The 17,347-nt window shown below is 32.5% G+C and carries 17 protein-coding genes, 1 tRNA gene and 1 rRNA gene; 1 reads left to right on the forward strand and 18 read right to left on the reverse strand.

Annotation, left to right across the window (positions count from 1 at the left end; translation table 11 throughout):
- Nucleotides 1-5: 5 nt before the first annotated feature.
- From cysD to AAON49_RS04670, 17 genes are all read right to left on the reverse strand, one after another.
- The gene (gene cysD / locus AAON49_RS04590; protein ID WP_349552969.1) at nucleotides 6-911 is read right to left on the reverse strand and encodes a sulfate adenylyltransferase subunit CysD; all 906 of its coding nucleotides are present in this window, start codon (nucleotides 909-911) and stop codon (nucleotides 6-8) included.
- Nucleotides 904-1,506: an adenylyl-sulfate kinase gene (gene cysC / locus AAON49_RS04595; RefSeq protein WP_349552970.1), complete on the reverse strand. Its 603-nt coding sequence runs from the start codon at nucleotides 1,504-1,506 to the stop codon at nucleotides 904-906. Before cysC ends, cysD begins: the two co-directional genes overlap by 8 nt.
- On the reverse strand, nucleotides 1,481-1,948 hold the full coding sequence (locus tag AAON49_RS04600) for a DUF2061 domain-containing protein (protein WP_349552971.1): 468 nt from the start codon (nucleotides 1,946-1,948) through the stop codon (nucleotides 1,481-1,483). Before AAON49_RS04600 ends, cysC begins: the two co-directional genes overlap by 26 nt.
- Nucleotides 1,949-1,990: 42 nt before the next feature.
- The gene (gene gmd, locus AAON49_RS04605) at nucleotides 1,991-3,103 is read right to left on the reverse strand and encodes a GDP-mannose 4,6-dehydratase (RefSeq protein WP_349552972.1); all 1,113 of its coding nucleotides are present in this window, start codon (nucleotides 3,101-3,103) and stop codon (nucleotides 1,991-1,993) included.
- Nucleotides 3,104-3,119: 16 nt separating this feature from the next.
- Entirely contained in the window at nucleotides 3,120-4,076 is a 957-nt protein-coding gene (locus tag AAON49_RS04610) for a GDP-L-fucose synthase family protein (protein ID WP_349552973.1), read from the reverse strand.
- A 46-nt stretch (nucleotides 4,077-4,122) separates the two neighbouring features.
- Nucleotides 4,123-5,442 carry a UDP-glucose dehydrogenase family protein gene (locus AAON49_RS04615; protein WP_349552974.1) on the reverse strand — a complete coding sequence of 440 codons (1,320 nt, stop codon included), beginning with the start codon at nucleotides 5,440-5,442 and terminating at the stop codon, nucleotides 4,123-4,125.
- A gap of 1 nt (nucleotide 5,443) precedes the next feature.
- Nucleotides 5,444-6,379 (reverse strand): Gfo/Idh/MocA family oxidoreductase, encoded by a 936-nt coding sequence (locus tag AAON49_RS04620; RefSeq protein WP_349552975.1) that lies wholly within the window; start codon nucleotides 6,377-6,379, stop codon nucleotides 5,444-5,446.
- Nucleotides 6,380-7,654, reverse strand: coding sequence for a nucleotide sugar dehydrogenase (locus AAON49_RS04625; RefSeq protein ID WP_349552976.1), 1,275 nt, complete (start codon nucleotides 7,652-7,654; stop codon nucleotides 6,380-6,382).
- Nucleotides 7,655-7,665: 11 nt separating this feature from the next.
- Entirely contained in the window at nucleotides 7,666-8,649 is a 984-nt protein-coding gene (locus tag AAON49_RS04630) for an SDR family oxidoreductase (protein ID WP_349552978.1), read from the reverse strand.
- Between the two features lie 118 nt (nucleotides 8,650-8,767).
- Nucleotides 8,768-8,842, reverse strand: a tRNA-Val gene (locus AAON49_RS04635).
- A 65-nt stretch (nucleotides 8,843-8,907) separates the two neighbouring features.
- On the reverse strand, nucleotides 8,908-10,116 hold the full coding sequence (locus AAON49_RS04640) for a bifunctional folylpolyglutamate synthase/dihydrofolate synthase (protein WP_349552979.1): 1,209 nt from the start codon (nucleotides 10,114-10,116) through the stop codon (nucleotides 8,908-8,910).
- Nucleotides 10,116-10,952, reverse strand: a complete 837-nt coding sequence (locus AAON49_RS04645) for an energy transducer TonB family protein (RefSeq protein ID WP_349552980.1) — start codon at nucleotides 10,950-10,952, stop codon at nucleotides 10,116-10,118. Before AAON49_RS04645 ends, AAON49_RS04640 begins: the two co-directional genes overlap by 1 nt.
- Nucleotides 10,952-11,347 carry an ExbD/TolR family protein gene (locus AAON49_RS04650; RefSeq protein WP_349552981.1) on the reverse strand — a complete coding sequence of 132 codons (396 nt, stop codon included), beginning with the start codon at nucleotides 11,345-11,347 and terminating at the stop codon, nucleotides 10,952-10,954. Before AAON49_RS04650 ends, AAON49_RS04645 begins: the two co-directional genes overlap by 1 nt.
- Nucleotides 11,347-12,033 (reverse strand): MotA/TolQ/ExbB proton channel family protein, encoded by a 687-nt coding sequence (locus tag AAON49_RS04655; RefSeq protein WP_349552982.1) that lies wholly within the window; start codon nucleotides 12,031-12,033, stop codon nucleotides 11,347-11,349. The genes AAON49_RS04650 and AAON49_RS04655 overlap by 1 nt, the downstream gene beginning before the upstream one ends.
- Nucleotides 12,034-12,121: 88 nt before the next feature.
- Nucleotides 12,122-13,522 carry a sodium:proton antiporter NhaD gene (nhaD, locus tag AAON49_RS04660; protein ID WP_349552984.1) on the reverse strand — a complete coding sequence of 467 codons (1,401 nt, stop codon included), beginning with the start codon at nucleotides 13,520-13,522 and terminating at the stop codon, nucleotides 12,122-12,124.
- Between the two features lie 11 nt (nucleotides 13,523-13,533).
- A complete protein-coding gene (locus tag AAON49_RS04665; RefSeq protein WP_349552985.1) occupies nucleotides 13,534-14,760 on the reverse strand; it encodes a Glu/Leu/Phe/Val dehydrogenase dimerization domain-containing protein in 1,227 nt (408 codons plus the stop codon).
- A gap of 76 nt (nucleotides 14,761-14,836) precedes the next feature.
- The gene (locus tag AAON49_RS04670) at nucleotides 14,837-15,895 is read right to left on the reverse strand and encodes an anhydro-N-acetylmuramic acid kinase (protein ID WP_349552986.1); all 1,059 of its coding nucleotides are present in this window, start codon (nucleotides 15,893-15,895) and stop codon (nucleotides 14,837-14,839) included.
- Nucleotides 15,896-15,989: 94 nt separating this feature from the next.
- Here AAON49_RS04670 and AAON49_RS04675 point away from each other — a divergent pair, with 94 nt between their 5' ends.
- Complete coding sequence (locus tag AAON49_RS04675) at nucleotides 15,990-17,132, forward strand: acyl-CoA dehydrogenase (RefSeq protein ID WP_349552988.1); 1,143 nt, start codon at nucleotides 15,990-15,992, stop codon at nucleotides 17,130-17,132.
- A 118-nt stretch (nucleotides 17,133-17,250) separates the two neighbouring features.
- Here the strand turns inward: AAON49_RS04675 and rrf are convergent.
- A 5S ribosomal RNA gene (rrf, locus tag AAON49_RS04680) occupies nucleotides 17,251-17,347 on the reverse strand; the annotation flags it as partial.

A 17,347-nucleotide genomic window follows, 5' to 3' on the forward strand; every position in this document is an offset into this window, starting at 1 on the left:
ACTCTTTAAAAATACCCTTGTTTTTTTCTGTCTTCCATAGCCGTTTCAGCTCTTTTGTCATCGGCCCTACCTCCTCTTTCCGTAATTCTGGTAGCTGAAATTTCTTCAATTATTTTATCTAAAGTATTAGCCTCTGATTCAACAGCCCCAGTAATTGGCATATCCCCACAAGTTCTATACCGTACTATTTTTCTAACCACTTTTTCATCTGGTTTCATTTTAATAAATCCTGAATACGCCAAAATAATTCCGTCTCTTACTACACAATCTCTTTCGTGAGAAAAGTACAAAGAAGGTAATTCTATATTCTCTCTTTTAATATATTCCCAAACATCCATTTCGGTCCAATTAGATATTGGAAATACACGAAAGTGTTCTCCATAGTTTTTCCTTCCATTAAATAAATTCCATAGTTCTGGGCGTTGATTCTTTGGATCCCACTGTCCAAACTCATCTCGATGAGAAAAGAATCTTTCTTTTGCTCTAGCTTTTTCTTCATCTCTTCTGGCTCCGCCCATGGCTGCATCAATTTTATTATCTTCTAAAGTATCAAGTAATGAAACTATTTGAAGTGAATTTCTTGATGCGTCAGCTCCTGTTTCTTCTTTTACTCTTCCTTTATCTATAGACTCTTGCACAGATCCTACAATGAGTTTTACCCCTAGTTTTTCGATTAAAGTATCTCTAAAATCTATTGTTTCTGGGAAATTATGTCCAGTATCTATATGTATAAGAGGGAAAGGAATTTTTGCTGGATAAAATGCTTTCTTAGCAAGATGTGTCATCACTATAGAATCTTTACCTCCTGAAAACAGCAACGCTGGATTTTCAAATTGAGCAGCAACCTCTCGAATTACAAAAATAGCTTCTGACTCTAATTCACTTAAATGATCAATCATATAATTACTCATCCTTCTTATCTTTTTTTAATTTTAAAAATTGTAAAATTTTACTAGCAGCTTCTTCTACAGACATTTCTTCAGTTTTGATTTCAATATCTGGATTCAACGGTATTTCATATGCTGAAGAAATTCCTGTCATATTTTTGATCTCTCCAAGCCTTGCTTTCTTGTATAGTCCTTTAACATCTCTTTTTTCACAAACTTCTAAAGATGTGTTTATGTATATTTCTATCATATTTTCTTTACCTACAATTTCTTTTATACGTTCTCTATCTTTTCTATAAGGAGATATAAAAGCAGCCAAAACAACTAAACCAGCATCAATCATTAAATTTGATATTTCAGCTACTCTTCTAATATTCTCTTTCCGATCTTCAGGAGAAAAAGATAAATCTTTGTTGATACCAGACCTAATATTATCACCATCTAATGTATAAGTATGTATTTCATTCTCATGCAAAAGTAATTCTACTTTATTAGCTATAGTAGATTTACCTGAACCAGAAAGCCCTGTGAACCATAATAATTTAGATTCGTGACTTTTTAGCAAACACCTATTAAGTCTATTTACTTTATAATTATGTCTTGTTATGTTCTCTTGCATAGAATATTTTTTTTGACAAATTACGAACTCTACCTAAAGGTAAAATAAGCCATATTCTCTCATGTGCATAATATAATAATGATTTTGTAAAAACCTCAAATACAGCAATATATAAAGCTATTTTATTAGAACCATCAATTATTACTCCTGCAATTAAAAATGTCATTATTGTAGCTATTATCCTCCATGATAATGTTTTTACTATTGTTCTCAACTTAGCAGTCCTCTTAATAAGCTCTATTTTCTGCCAAACTCTTTCATGCACATAATAAACTAAGAATTTTAACAAGAACTCAACTAACCCAACTGTTAAAGCATCACTTATATTACATTTATTGAAATAGCAAGTTACAAATAACACTATCAGAATTGTATCTAAAATAGCCACAAACCTCCAAGTTAAACTTTTAATGGCACTTCTAAGTTTTGATTCTTTAAGCATTTAAAGTTCCTTACAATTTGTATTATGGGCTGAAATCATCATCTACTCAAAATAGTTAAGAGTTTCGTACCCTCCTTCTTTTAGATACTGGTCTTTTTTCATTAATACTAAGTCTGATTTCATCATATCTTTAACTAAAGAAGGTAAATCGTACTCTGGTTCCCACCCTAATTTTTGATTAGCTTTTGTAGGATCTCCTACTAATAAATCTACTTCCGTTGGTCTAAAATACTTAGGGTCGACAGCTAATACCTCTCTTCCGATATCAATTTGATATTTAGAGTTTTTACACGCTTTTACATAAGCTTTTTCATTCACCCCTACTCCTTTAAATTCTAATTCAATACCTACTTCTGAAAAACTCATTATAACAAAATCTCTAACAGTGGTAGTGGTTCCAGTAGCTATAACCCAATCTTCAGGTTCATCAGCTTGTAATATCATCCACATCATTCTAACATAATCCTTAGCATGTCCCCAATCTCTTTTCGCATCTAAGTTTCCTAAGTAAAATTTTTCTTGTAACCCTAAAGCAATTCTAGAGGCTGCTCTTGTAATTTTTCTAGTAACAAATGTTTCTCCCCTTAATGGTGATTCATGATTAAATAATATTCCGTTACAAGCAAACATCTTATAAGCCTCTCTATAATTAACTGTAATCCAATATGCATACATTTTTGCCACAGCATAAGGAGATCTAGGATAAAAAGGTGTATTCTCCGATTGAGGCACTTCTTGAACTTTACCATATAGTTCTGATGTAGAGGCTTGATAAATTCTTATCTTTTCTTCAAGACCAAGTAATCTTACCGCATCTAAAATTCTCAAAGTTCCCAAAGCATCAGCATTTGCTGTATATTCAGGTGTTTGAAAAGACACATGAACATGGCTCATTGCAGCCAGATTGTATATTTCATCAGGCTGTATTTCTTTGATTAATCTAGTCAAGTTTGTACTATCAGTCATATCTCCATAATGCAAGAAAAAATTTCTGTCCTCTACATGAGGGTCTTGATATAAATGATCAATTCTATCAGTATTGAATAATGAGGATCTTCTCTTAACCCCATGAACTTGATATCCCTTCTTTAACAAGAATTCACTTAAGTATGCTCCATCTTGACCTGTTACCCCAGTTATTAATGCTATCTTCATAAAACTCTCGATTTAATTATTCTTGCAATTTTACTTGTTTTATATTTTCTATATTTTGTTTAAACCAATCATAAGTTATAGCAATGCCCTCTTCTAATTGTACTTCATGTTTCCAACCCATAGAATTTAATCTAGATACATCCATCAACTTTCTAGGAGTACCATCAGGCTTACTTTTATCCCATATAATTTCCCCTAAATGACCTACAGTTTTTTGAATTGTTTCTGCTAATTCTTTAATTGTTAAATCTACACCTGTACCAACATTGTAGAGATATTCAGGAAGTTTATTTTCTAATGCAAAAACTACTGCTTTTGCCATATCGTCTACGAACAAAAACTCTCTCAATGGAGTTCCACTTCCCCATAGAGTTACGGGAGAATTGCCTTTTTTCTTGGCTTCATGAAACTTCCTTAGCATTGCAGGTAATACATGCGATGTTTCTAAATCAAAATTATCATTTATGCCGTATAGGTTAGTAGGCATTAAACTTACATAATCTTTTTCAAATTGTTTTCTAATGGCCTCACAAGCTTTAACTCCTGTAATTTTAGCTATTGCGTACCATTCGTTGGTTGGCTCGAGCAAATCTGTCAATAAATACTCTTCTTTTAAAGGTTGACTTGCAAATTTTGGATAAATACAAGAGCTTCCCAGAAATATAAATTTTTTTACTTCAAATTTTAAAGAGATATCAATTAGATTATTCTGGATAAATAAATTATCCATTAAAAATTGATATGGATAATTATTATTTGCTAAAATACCTCCAACTCTTGCTGCTGCATCAATAACAACTTCTGGCTTTTCAGATTTAAAAAACTGAATTACTGAATCCTGATTTCTTAAATCTAACTCTTTACTAGTTCTGCCTATAAGATTGTTGTATCCTTTGTTTTGCAAAGCTCTCCATATTGCCGAACCTACCATTCCTTTATGCCCTGCTATATATATTTTACTACTTCTATTCATGTTTCTTCAAAATTCAACTATTAAATGTAAACAAATTAATTCCTACTTAACTTTTACCTATTTGATAATATTCAAATCCTTTTTCTTCTAATTTTAAGGTATTGTATTGATTTCTGCCATCAAAAATCACCTCATCTAATAGCAACTCTTTTATTCTACTAAAATCTGGAGACCTAAACTCTTTCCATTCGGTTAAGAGTATCAATGCATTAGCTTCTTTTACAGCATCATACTTATCAGTTGCATAGTATACTTTTAAATCTTTGAAATAGTACTCTTTTGCTTGTTCCATAGCTTTTGGATCATATACTTGAACCTCTGCTCCCATCTTTACAAGTTCATTCACCAAGTAAATTGATGGTGACTTACGCATATCATCTGTTTCTGGCTTGAAAGACAATCCCCAAATTGTAAACTTTTTTCCAGAGAGCTGCTTTCCAAATTTTTTAATAATCTTTTCTAAAAAAAGTTCTTTCTGTCTTTTATTTACTTCATCAACAGATTTAATAAGTTCTAACTCATATTTATTTTGTTTTCCTAAATGTATAAGTGCCGCAATATCTTTAGGAAAACAAGTTCCCCCATAACCAATACCTGGATAAATATATTTATAACCTATTCTGCTATCAGAACCTATACCAACTCTTACTTTATTTATATCTGCTCCAACTTTTTCACTTAAATTCGCAATTTCATTAATGAACGATATTTTTGTTGCCAACATGGCATTGGCAGCATACTTTGTCATTTCTGCAGAGGCTATGTCCATGGTAATAAACCTATCTTGTACTCTAAAGAAAGGCGCATACAATTGCTTCATCTTTTCAAATACCTCTTCATTCTCAGCTCCAATTACAACCCTATCTGGTTTCATGAAATCATTAACTGCATCTCCTTCTTTTAAAAATTCTGGATTAGATACCATATCAAAGTTTACATTAGACACCTTCTTTGAAAGTTCTTTAGTAATAAGTTGCTTTATTTTTAAAGTAGTTCCTACTGGAACAGTAGACTTTGAGACAATTACTTTATGGTTTTCTATGTTATTTCCTATTTCCTTTGCTACACTAAATACTGCTGATAAATCTGCCTCTCCATTATCAGCCATGGGTGTTCCTACGGCAATAAAAATAATATCTGATGACTGAATAGCCTTTTTAGAATCGGTTGTAAAAAAGAGTGTCTTATTTAAGTTGTTTGAAACCAGCTCCTTGAGTCCTGGTTCATAGATAGGAATAATTCCTTTATTAAGATTTGCAATTTTTTGCTGATTTATATCTACGCATAATACTTCATTGCCCATTTCAGCAAAACAAGTTCCTGTAACCAAACCTACATAACCAGTGCCTAAAACTGCAATTTTCATATTACTTAAGGAATGAGTGTTTGAAACTATTATTTGTTACAATATCAGAATTTCTTATTCCGTGAACAATTTGAATAGATGTTCTTGCATCTTCAAGTCCAAAACCATTACCTTTTAAAATCTCCTTATAGCTTTCAGTATGCAATTCTGTAAATCCATCACTAAACTCTATTTCTTCATTATCAATTGTAATAGATCTATAAGTTCTTTGCCTCTTACTTTGAATATTTTCAGGAAGGTCTTTTCCATCAATAGACAAGAACCAACGAACCCTAGCTTTGCTAAATTCTAAATATCCTGCTGCTTTGGATTTTTCTCTAAGGTGAACTTGACTTTCTTTAACATCGCCAAAAATCCAGCTTAACATATCGTAGAAATGAATTCCTATATTGGTAGCAACTCCTCCTGATTTACTTTCGTCTCCTTTCCATGACACATGATACCAACCTCCTCTTGAAGTAATGTATGTAAGATCTATATCAAACTTTGTGTTATTAGGAGCATTGGCTACCTTTTCTTTTAAAGCAATAATACTTGGGTGAAGCCTTAATTGTAATATTGTAAAAATCTTGTTTCCAGATTCTTTTTCTATATCTTCAAGAGCGTCAATATTCCAAGGATTTAAAACTAAAGGTTTTTCACAAATAGCATGAGCGCCTCTTCTGAGCGCCATTCGTATATGCGAATCGTGAAGATAATTAGGTGTACAGATACTCACATAATCAAGATGAGTTCCGTTTCTTTTGAGTTTTTCAATATATCTATCAAATCTTTCAAATTCAATAAAAAAGTCTGCATTTGGAAAATACCCATCTAAAACACCAACAGAATCAAATCTATCTAAAGCCGCAATCAACTGATTATTTGTATCCTTTATTGCTTTTAAATGCCTTGGCGCTATATAACCTGCGGCGCCGATAAGTGCAAAATTTTTCATTTATAAACCTCCGTCTTTTTGATTTGGTAACAGAACATTTTTTACATCATAGATTACATGATTATCATTTAGCAAACTTTTAAAGTCTAATTGAGTAAATTCATTGTGAGCTACTGTTAAAACTAAAGCATCATATTTTCTATTAGGTAATGTATTTAAAGATTTTAAATTATATTCTCTTTCAACTTCTTCTACTTCAGCCCATGGGTCATAAATAGATACATTAGCACCAAATTCTTTCAATGCTGAGATTACATCTATAACTTTTGTATTTCTTACATCAGGGCAATTTTCTTTAAAAGTAATTCCTAAGACTAAGACTTCTGCATCTTTCACTTTAACATCTTTCTTAATCATTAATTTGACTACTTCAGACGCTACATATTCACCCATACTATCATTCAGTCTTCTTCCAGATAATATAATTTCTGGATGATACCCGTACTCTTGAGCCTTTTGAGCTAAATAGTATGGATCAACTCCAATACAGTGTCCTCCAACTAAACCGGGTCTAAAAGGAAGGAAATTCCACTTAGTTCCAGCTGCCTCTAATACATCATATGTATTAATATTCATTAATCCAAAAATCTTGGCTAATTCATTTACAAAAGCAATATTAATATCTCTTTGCGAATTTTCTATAACTTTAGCAGCTTCAGCAACTTTAATAGTTGGAGCTAAGTGAGTACCTGCTTCAATAACAGATTTATATAAATTATCTACTTTTTTTCCAATTTCAGGAGTAGAACCTGAAGTTACTTTCAATATTTTTTCTACAGTATGAAGTTTATCTCCAGGATTTATTCTTTCAGGAGAATATCCTGCATAGAAATCTTCATTATATATAAGTCCAGAAACCCTTTCTAGAACTGGAATACAATCTTCTTCTGTTGCACCAGGATACACTGTTGATTCATAAATGACAATATCTTCCTTTTTTAGTACTCTACCTACTGTTTCACTAGCTTTAACAAGCGGAGTTAATACTGGTCTATTGTTTTTATCTACTGGTGTAGGTACAGTAATTACATAATAATTACAATCTTTGATTGATTCAATGTCATAAGAACAATACAAACCCTTTTCATTAGAATTTTTATCTATAAGAACAGCCTGAAGTATATCGTTTTCTACTTCCAAAGTACTGTCTATTCCTAATCTTAATTCTTCTACTCTTTCTCTATTGATATCAAATCCAACTACCGAGTATTTAGTTGCAAATAGTCTAGCTAAAGGTAGCCCAACATATCCTAATCCAATAATTCCTATTTTCATATGATTGTTTTCTATAAATTTTCCCAATACCACTTTACAGCTTCTTTAAGCCCTTTCTGTAAAGAATACTCTGGATTATAATTTAATAATTCTTTTGCTTTATCTACTGATGCTAATGAATGAGGAATATCTCCTAATCTGTTAGGACCATGAAGAACTTCAACATTTTTTATATTGGCATCAAATTCAGATAGAAATTCTTTAAGGTATCCTACCAAATCATTTAATGTATTTCTCTCACCATAAGCAACATTGTAAACTGTATTCACAGCTTCTTCTCCTTCTGCTACAATAGACAATAAATTTGCTTGAATAACATTATCTATATATGTGAAATCTCTAGAATACTCACCATCTCCATTTATAACAGGAGAGTCTCCTTTCATAAACTGTCCTACAAATTTTGGAATCACTGCAGCATAGGCTCCATTAGGATCTTGCTTTCTTCCAAAAACATTAAAGTAACGTAATCCAATTGTTTCTAATCCGTAAGTTTTTGAAAAAACATCAGCATACAATTCATTTACATACTTGGTAATTGCGTAAGGAGACAATGGTTTTCCAATCTTATCTTCCACTTTCGGTAAAGATTCAGAATCTCCATAGGTAGAAGAACTCGCTGCATATATAAACCTTTTCACTCCTTCATCTCTTGATGCAACCAACATATTTAAGAAACCACCAACATTAACATCATTAGAAGTAACTGGGTCTTTTATAGATCTAGGAACCGATCCTAAAGCAGCTTGATGTAATACATAATTTGCTCCTTCAACTGCTTTTTTGCAGTCAGCTAAACTTCTGATATCTCCTTCAACTAGTGTAAAATTTGTGTGCTCTAAAAGGTGGGCGATGTTCTCTTTTTTTCCGGTTGCAAAGTTATCTAAACAAACAACTTCATTCTCTTTCTTTAACAAAATTTCACAGAGATTAGAACCTATAAAACCGGCTCCGCCTGTGACTAATATTTTTTTTCCAGATAATTGAATATCCATTAGCATTGATTAGTTTGATCAAACGTGACGCAAATTACAAAAAAGGGATGGCTTGTACTAATTTTGACCTTTCTCTTTTCCATAAAAAAACCCCCACTTTTCGTGGGGGTTTTTCCTGTGGGCGCGAAGGGATTCGAACCCCTGACCCCTTGGGTGTAAACCAAGTGCTCTGAACCAACTGAGCTACGCGCCCCAGCGTGATTGCGGATGCAAATATATAACGGTTTTTAATTCTACCAAAGAAAAATGAAATTTATTTTAGATAACTTCTGCAACCACAAAAGTACTCCCTCCCACAAAAACAAGATCCTTTTCCATAGCATTATTTAATGCTATATTATAAGCCTCTGAAACTGAATTATAAACCCCACCTATCAGATGGAATTCTTTAGCTTTTTTATGTAGTTCCAACTCATTTAAACCTCTTGGAATATTAGGTTTACAGAAGTAATAATTTGCATTTTTAGGGAATAAATTTAGAATTCCATCTAAGTTTTTATCATTCACAACTCCTAAAACAATATGCAATTGACTAAAATTCTCATCTAACAATTGCTGCATTACGTGAGTTAATCCTTCTTTATTGTGAGCTGTATCACATATTACCTTTGGAATATCTTTAAGAACTTGCCACCTACCTTTTAAATTTGTGTTTCTCACAATATTGTTAAGCCCTTTTACTATAGTCTCTACAGAAATATTAAATCCTTTTAGCTCTTTTACAGCTGTTAATGCAGTATTGGCATTCTTCTTTTGGTAATCACCTAATAAATCTGTTTCTAAATCTGTAAATGAATCCGAAGCAAAAATAATTTCCGATTTCTCATTGCTAGCTTTTTTTGTGAAGACTGATTCAACAGACTCTTGTCGTTCTCCAATAACAACGGGAACTCTAGATTTAATTATTCCCGCTTTTTCAAATGCGATTTCAGGAAGAGTTTCTCCTAAAAACTGAGTGTGATCTAAACCAATATTTGTAATTACTGAAAGCTCTGGTGTAATAATATTGGTAGAATCTAGCCTACCCCCTAACCCAACTTCTATAACAGCAATATCTACTTTTTCATTTGCAAAATAATCAAACGCCATACCTACTGTCATTTCAAAAAATGACAATTGTTGTTTCTCAAGGAAAAGCTTATTACTAGAAATGAAATTGACCACATATTCTTCTGGTATTTCATTCCCATTAACTCGAATTCTTTCTGTATAATTCTTTAAATGAGGAGATGTATACAACCCCACTTTATAACCTGCTTCTTGCAAAATACTGGCTATCATATGTGAGGTAGAACCTTTGCCATTCGTTCCTCCTACATGAATTGATTTAAATTTTTTGTGTGGATTATCTAACTGTTCGGAAAAAGCAATACTATTAGTAAGGTCTTTTTTAAAAGCCGTTTTCCCTTGACGTTGATACATCGGCAGTTGAGAAAACATCCAGTCAACTGTCTGTTGGTATGTCATTATTTGGTCAGAGTAAACTTATAAATAATTGTTCCTTTTTGCTTTGCAGGTGCGTCAGGTGCAGCATTCCAAGTAGTTCTTAATGCAGCTTCTTTAGCAGGCTTTAATAAACAAGGAGCTGAATTTGTAGTTCCTTTTACTCCCGGAACCGCTTTAATTACTTTCCCATTTTTATCAACCTCAATACTTACCACAACAGTACCTTCTTCTTGACAATCTGGTTGTTGTTTTGGTTTTGTCAAAGCCCTTCTTCCTGCTAAGTTATAGTTACTATCTCCATCTCCTTGTAACGGATTCCCATAATATTTAGAAGATTTAGGGTCTCCTTTTTCATCGCCTTTCAAACCATCTTTTTCATCATCGCCTTCTCCTTTAGGTTCTCCATCAGACTTGTCTCCCTGTAAAAGGTTTTTGAAAGCATCTGTAGTAGCTTTCGAAGGCTTCTTAGGCTCAGGTTTTGGCTTGGGTTTTTCTTTTTTAACTTCTTTTTTTGGTTCTACTTTTTTCTTTTCTTCTTTTGGCTTTTCAATAACCGGAGCATCCTTTCTATCTTCAGTTAAAACCTCTTCTTTAACTGTTTCTTTGGGCACTTCTTTAACAACTTCTTCAACTTTTTCTTCTTTAACTGGTGGTTGAGGAGTGGCTTTTATCTTTTTTACAACTTTAGGTTCTCCTTTTCCAACATTTGATGTTCCGTAGTTAATGGCGATACCATATTCTTGAGGTGGATCTAGGTATTTCATTCCAAAATTAAATATCAAATACAGTAAAGCCACAAGTATTACAGATGTAATAATTGCTGATTTCTTTTTATGTTTTGTGTCAAAAACTGACATTAGCTACCTCCTTTAACTGCTAAAATCATCTTTAGCTTATTTTTATTGGCAATATCAATCACTTTCATCACATTCTTATAAGGAACGTTTTGATCACCACGAATGACTACCGTTTTTTTCTTATCTGGTCCAACTTTATTTAATATCTCTATTTCAAGATTCTTTTCACTAACTTGAGTTTTATCTATATAAAATTTAGACTTACTAGTCACTGTAACAGCTACTGAAGTTTTGTTTTCTGTCTTTCCTCCGGCTTTAGGAAGCAATACATCAATAGCACTAACAGTTACCAATGTAGATGTTAGCATAAAAAAGATCAACAACAAAAAAACAATATCTGTCATTGAAGACATATTGAAATTAGGGTTGACTTTATTTCTTCCTCTAAGATTCATTATACAGGTTCATTTAATAAATCTAAAAACTCTACAGATTTTGCTTCCATCTGATACATCACTTTATCGGTTCTCACTACGATATGATTGTAAGAAATGTAAGCGATAATTCCAACTATTAAACCTGCAACTGTTGTGGTCATAGCTGTATACAAACCATCAGAAAGCATCTTAATATCTATCTGACCTCCGGAGTTTGCTATTTCATGAATTGCAACAATCATTCCAATAACTGTTCCTAAGAATCCTATCATAGGAGCGGCTCCTGCAATGGTGGCAATTACGCTCACATTCTTTTCTAATTGATATACTTCAAGTTTTCCTGCATTTTCAATTGCTGTATTAATATCTTCTAACGGCTTTCCTATTCTAGAAATCCCTTTACCTATTAATCTAGCCGTAGGAGAATTTGTATTCTTACATAAAGAATCTGCAGATTCTAGTTTTCCATTGGAAACATAATCTTTAATCTGATTCATAAAATTCTTATCTACTTTGGCTGCAGCTTTGATAGCGAAAAATCTTTCAAAATAGATGTACAGGGAAACAGCCAGTAAAACAAAAAGAATGGCAATAATAATTTGACCTCCTAGACCTCCATCTACAATTAATTTATATATCGAAAGTGTTTTTTCTTCTGAGGTGGGATCTAAAACTTCGGGGGTTTCTTGTATAAACGATAACATTAATAAGCTTTTAAAGTTCTTTTATATAACGACCTTTTTATTGAGAAATTGTTTCAAAAAAAACCGAGAAATTCTCGGTTTAATTTTTTTATATGAACATTCGCAGTAACATGAATGAAAAGGAACCGACTAAGAACCCTATCAAAGCTAACCACGAAATCTTTTTTAAATACCAAAAGAAATCTATTTTTTCCATTCCCATTGCTACAACTCCTGCTGCGGAACCTATAATTAACATGCTCCCTCCTGTTCCAGCAGAAAATGCAATAAAATGCCATAAAGGATTATCTATAGGTTCTGAGAACATTCCTAAACTTGCAGCTACTAACGGAACATTATCTATTACTGCAGACCCAACTCCTAATAGCATAACCACTAAATCTGAAACTTGAGTTCCATCTAATTCTGTTCCCATTAAAGGCACTCCTTGTTTTAGACTATCTGCAAAACCAAATAATATTCCTAAAGATTCTAATGCTGCTACTGCCATTAAAATACCTAAGAAAAATAGAATACTAGGCATTTCAATCTTAGATAAAGAATGATGTACAGGGCTGTGATGAGCAAACTCTGCTGATTCTTCTTGCGTTTTAAAGTCTGTTAAAGAAATTTTTGTTCTACTAAATACTTCAGCAAATGTAGCTACAATAGCAAGGGACAACATCATACCTACATACGGAGGTAAATGTGTAAGTGTTTTAAAAATTGGCACAAAAACAATAGCTCCAAGCCCTAAATATAACATTGCAGCACTATGTTTACTTTTAGGTTTTGAATCTCCTAAATCTTCATCAGTCTCAATTGTACCTTTAAATGCAGGTAAGAATGTAGCGATAAATGAAGGAACTACCATACATAATAAAGAAGGAATAAATAAGTAAATAAATAACTTAACTGTACTTACTTTACCTCCAATCCAAAGCATCGTAGTGGTTACGTCACCAATTGGTGAAAAGGCTCCTCCAGCATTAGCTGCTATAATAATAATTCCGGCAAACCAAATTCTGTCTTCTCTTTTCTTTACAATTTTTTGCAAAATAGAAATCAGAACAATAGTAGCTGTTAAATTGTCTATAATAGCTGAAAGTATAAACGCTAGAATAGAAAAAATCCATAAGATCCTTTTCTTACTATTGGTTTTTACATATCCTTTTATTGTTGAAAATCCATCAAAATAATCTATAATTTCTACTATGGTCATTGCACCGAGTAAAAAGACAAGTATTTCAGCTGTTTTCCCTAAATGGTGTAATAATGTCTCTTCTGCTAAATGCATTTTTGCTTCATGATCTAATGAAGTGAACCCTTCAACTAATCCATGTTTAGAAGAATCAAACCAATTAGAAAATGAATCTACTCCTAAAGCTACAATAGCCCAACAAATTGCCATCATTGCAAGTGCTGGTATTAGTTTATCAAGCTTCAAATTGTGTTCTAAGGTAATAGCTAAATACCCCAAGACAAATACTACAATGATTATTGACTCCATAATATTATTATTTAGATTAATTGATTCAGTGCAATCTCAAATGCTGTTTCACTAATATTAGTTTTAGAAGTGTTTTTAGCATGAGTCTTTTCAAGCGCTTTTTTTATCACATTAGACGTATCTGAAAAAATAGCTTCGTCAGACATTTCTACTCTTCTTTCCATAAAGTATGCAAATACTCTAGCCATACCACAATTAGAAATGAAATCTGGAATTAAACTTACTTTTTTATCAGTGTCTTCCATGATAGGTCCAAAGAAAATTTCTTTATCTGCAAATGGTACATTAGCTCCACAAGAAATTACTTCTAATCCAGAATCAATCATTTGGTTGATTTGTTCTTGTTTTATTAGCCTTGATGCAGCACAAGGAGCAAAGATTTCAGTTGGCAAGTTCCATATTTTTTCATTTATTTCATCAAAAGGAATCATATTTTCTGCCACTAATGTATTCCCGTCTTTTTTTAGAAAAAGCGATGTAATTTCTTCATATGAGAACCCTTCTTCTTTAATGATTCCTCCAACTCTATCAATTATTCCAACCACCTTGGCTCCCATCTGCGCTAAATAATATGCTGCTGCAGAACCTACATTTCCAAATCCTTGAACCACAGCTCTTTTTCCAACTACGGATCCTCCATAAATTTCATAATAATGCTTCACTGCTTCAGCAACACCAAAACCAGTGATCATATCTGCAACTGTATATTTTCTATATATGTCAGGGGAATATTTTTCGCTTTCAATAACTTTGATAACTCCATGCCTCAACTGACCGATTCTATTAATTTTATCTGCTTCTGTAGGTTTAAAATGACCATTAAAAACTCCTTCTTGCGGATGCCAAACACCACTATCCTCAGTAATTGGGATTACTTCATGAATTTCATCTACGTTTAAATCTCCACCTGTTCCATAATAGTTTTTGAGAAGTGGAGCAACAGCATTATACCATCTTTTTAAAACTCCTTTCTTTCTTGGATCATGAGGATCAAAATTAATTCCAGATTTGGCTCCACCAATAGCTGGTCCAGATACAGTAAATTTAACCTCCATTGTTTTCGCAAGAGAAGTAACTTCATACTTATCTAATCCTTTTCTCATTCTTGTACCACCTCCTGCTGCACCGCCACGAAGTGAATTAATAACTGTCCAACCTTCTGCTTCAGTTTCTGGATCCTTCCAATTGAAAACTATTTCAGGTTGTTTTTCTTCATACTTTTTAAGTAAGTCTTTCATTAAGAAGCATTTAATTTTATTTTTCTGAAGTGCTTAAATGTTGTACCAAAATAAAAAAATAAATCGCTATAAAGAATTAATTCGCGTGAAATATTTTCCCTGAAGAGTGATTTCTTTTAGCTCCTGTAACACTTGCCAAACAATTTGTTTTTCCTCTAAGTTTCAATAGACCCAATAATGCAAAAATTAATGCCTCTTTGTAGTTTATTATAGTAGAACTTGGTATTACAATTTTAGTGTTAACTAATTTTTTTATTCTACCAATTAAAAAATCATTAAAAACTCCGCCTCCAGTAAATAATACTGAATCAAAGTCTCTAATATTATTAGCAATTTGTATTGCTATATGCTCAGTAAATGTTCTTAAAATTGTTTGCATTTCTTCTACCTTAGTTAGATGAGGGAAAATCTTGTCATTTACCCACTCTACACCTAATGATTTTGGATAATCTTTTGAGTAAAAATCAATTGAGTTTAACTTCTCTAAAAGTTGTAAATCAATTTTTCCTTTAGAAGACAACTCCCCTTTGTTGTCATATTCATACCCCAATTTTTGACTAAAGTAATTTAGGACAATATTCACCGGACAAATATCAAAAGCTATTCTTTCTTGTTGTTTTTCAAATGAAATATTTGCGAAACCTCCTAGATTTACACAAGCAGAATAATTAGAAAATAATAACTTGTCACCTATTGGCACTAAGGGTGCACCTTGACCCCCAAGCTCAACATCTTGAGTTCTAAAATCACATACAACAAGCCTCTTTGTTATGTCTGCAATAAGTTGACCATTTCCAATTTGCTTAGTAAATCCTTCTTCTGGTTGATGAAAAACTGTATGTCCATGAGATGCAATAAAATCAAGATTTTCAATTTTGTTTTTTTGGATAAAATCATTGGTTTTGACTCCAATAAAATGACCAAAACTTTTATCCAATTCAATTAAATTGGTTTCTTTCAAACTTATAGAGTTTTTCAATTGCTCTCTTAAATCTGGAGAATATGTAATTGTTTCAAAAGCTAATACTTGAAAACCGTATGTCTCATTTTCATTAAATTTAACATAAACAATATCTAACCCGTCTAATGAAGTACCAGACATCAAACCAATAGCGTAAGTTTCATTTTTATTCATATCCATAAAAATATGAAATGTCTATTGAAAATCTGGTAGTAAAGAAGTATCTTTGATAACTTTTTTTACGAATTTAATAATAAACACATAAAGAATGGATTTTAATCTTACTGAAGAACATTTAATGATTAGGGATGCAGCTCGTGATTTTGCGCAAACAGAATTATTACCAGGAGTAATTGAAAGAGATGAAAAGCAAGTTTTTCCTAATGAACTTGTTAAAAAGATGGGAGACTTAGGTTTTTTAGGCGTAATGGTTGATCCTAAGTATGGAGGAAGTGGTATGGATACTATTTCTTATGTGCTTATTATGGAAGAGTTATCCAAAATTGATGCATCTGCTTCAGTAATTGTTTCAGTAAATAATTCATTAGTGTGTTATGGAATAGAAAAATATGGTTCTGAAGAACAAAAACAAAAATATTTAACAAAGTTAGCAACAGGTGAATTTGTTGGTGCTTTTTGTTTAAGTGAACCCGAAGCAGGTAGTGATGCTACTTCACAAAGAACTACTGCTATAGATATGGGTGATCATTATCTTCTAAACGGAACAAAAAACTGGATTACAAACGGTGGTCGTTCAGATGTTTATTTGGTAATTGCTCAAACAGATCGTGATAAAGGACATCGAGGAATTAATGCTTTTATTGTTGAAAAAGGTATGCCTGGTTTTGATATAGGTCCTAAAGAAGATAAATTAGGTATTAGAGGAAGTGATACTCATACATTACAATTTAATGATGTAAAAGTTCCAAAAGAAAACAGAATAGGAGAAGATGGTTTTGGATTTAAGTTTGCAATGAAAACTTTATCAGGAGGAAGAATTGGAATTGCCTCTCAAGCTTTAGGAATTGCTTCAGGCGCTTATGAACTAGCATTAAAATATTCTAAAGAACGTAAAGCATTTGGAACTGAAATATGTAATCATCAAGCTATCGCATTTAAATTAGCAGACATGGCTACTGAAATTGAAGCTGCACGTTTACTTGTTATGAAAGCTGCTTGTGATAAAGATTTAGGTAACAATTACGACATGTCTAGTGCAATGGCAAAGCTTTATGCTTCAAAGGTAGCAATGGAACAAACTGTGGAAGCTGTTCAAATTCATGGAGGAAATGGTTTTGTAAAAGAATACCATGTAGAAAGACTAATGAGAGACGCTAAAATCACACAGATTTACGAAGGAACTTCTGAAATTCAAAAGATTGTAATTTCAAGAGGAGTGATTAAAGGATAAAATAGAAATATTGATTCATAAAAAAGCCAGCATTTAGCTGGCTTTTTATTTTATAGCAAATCCAAGAATCTTAAAACCAAAAAAACCTTCATTAATATATAATGAAGGTTTTAAAAAAGAAAGGCAGCGACCTACTCTCCCACATAAATGCAGTACCATCGGCGCTATTGGGCTTAACTTCTCTGTTCGGGATGGGAAGAGGTGAGCCCCAATGC

The sequence above is a fragment of the Pseudotenacibaculum sp. MALMAid0570 genome, from assembly GCF_040151415.1.
Classification (GTDB): Bacteria; Bacteroidota; Bacteroidia; order Flavobacteriales; family Flavobacteriaceae; genus Polaribacter.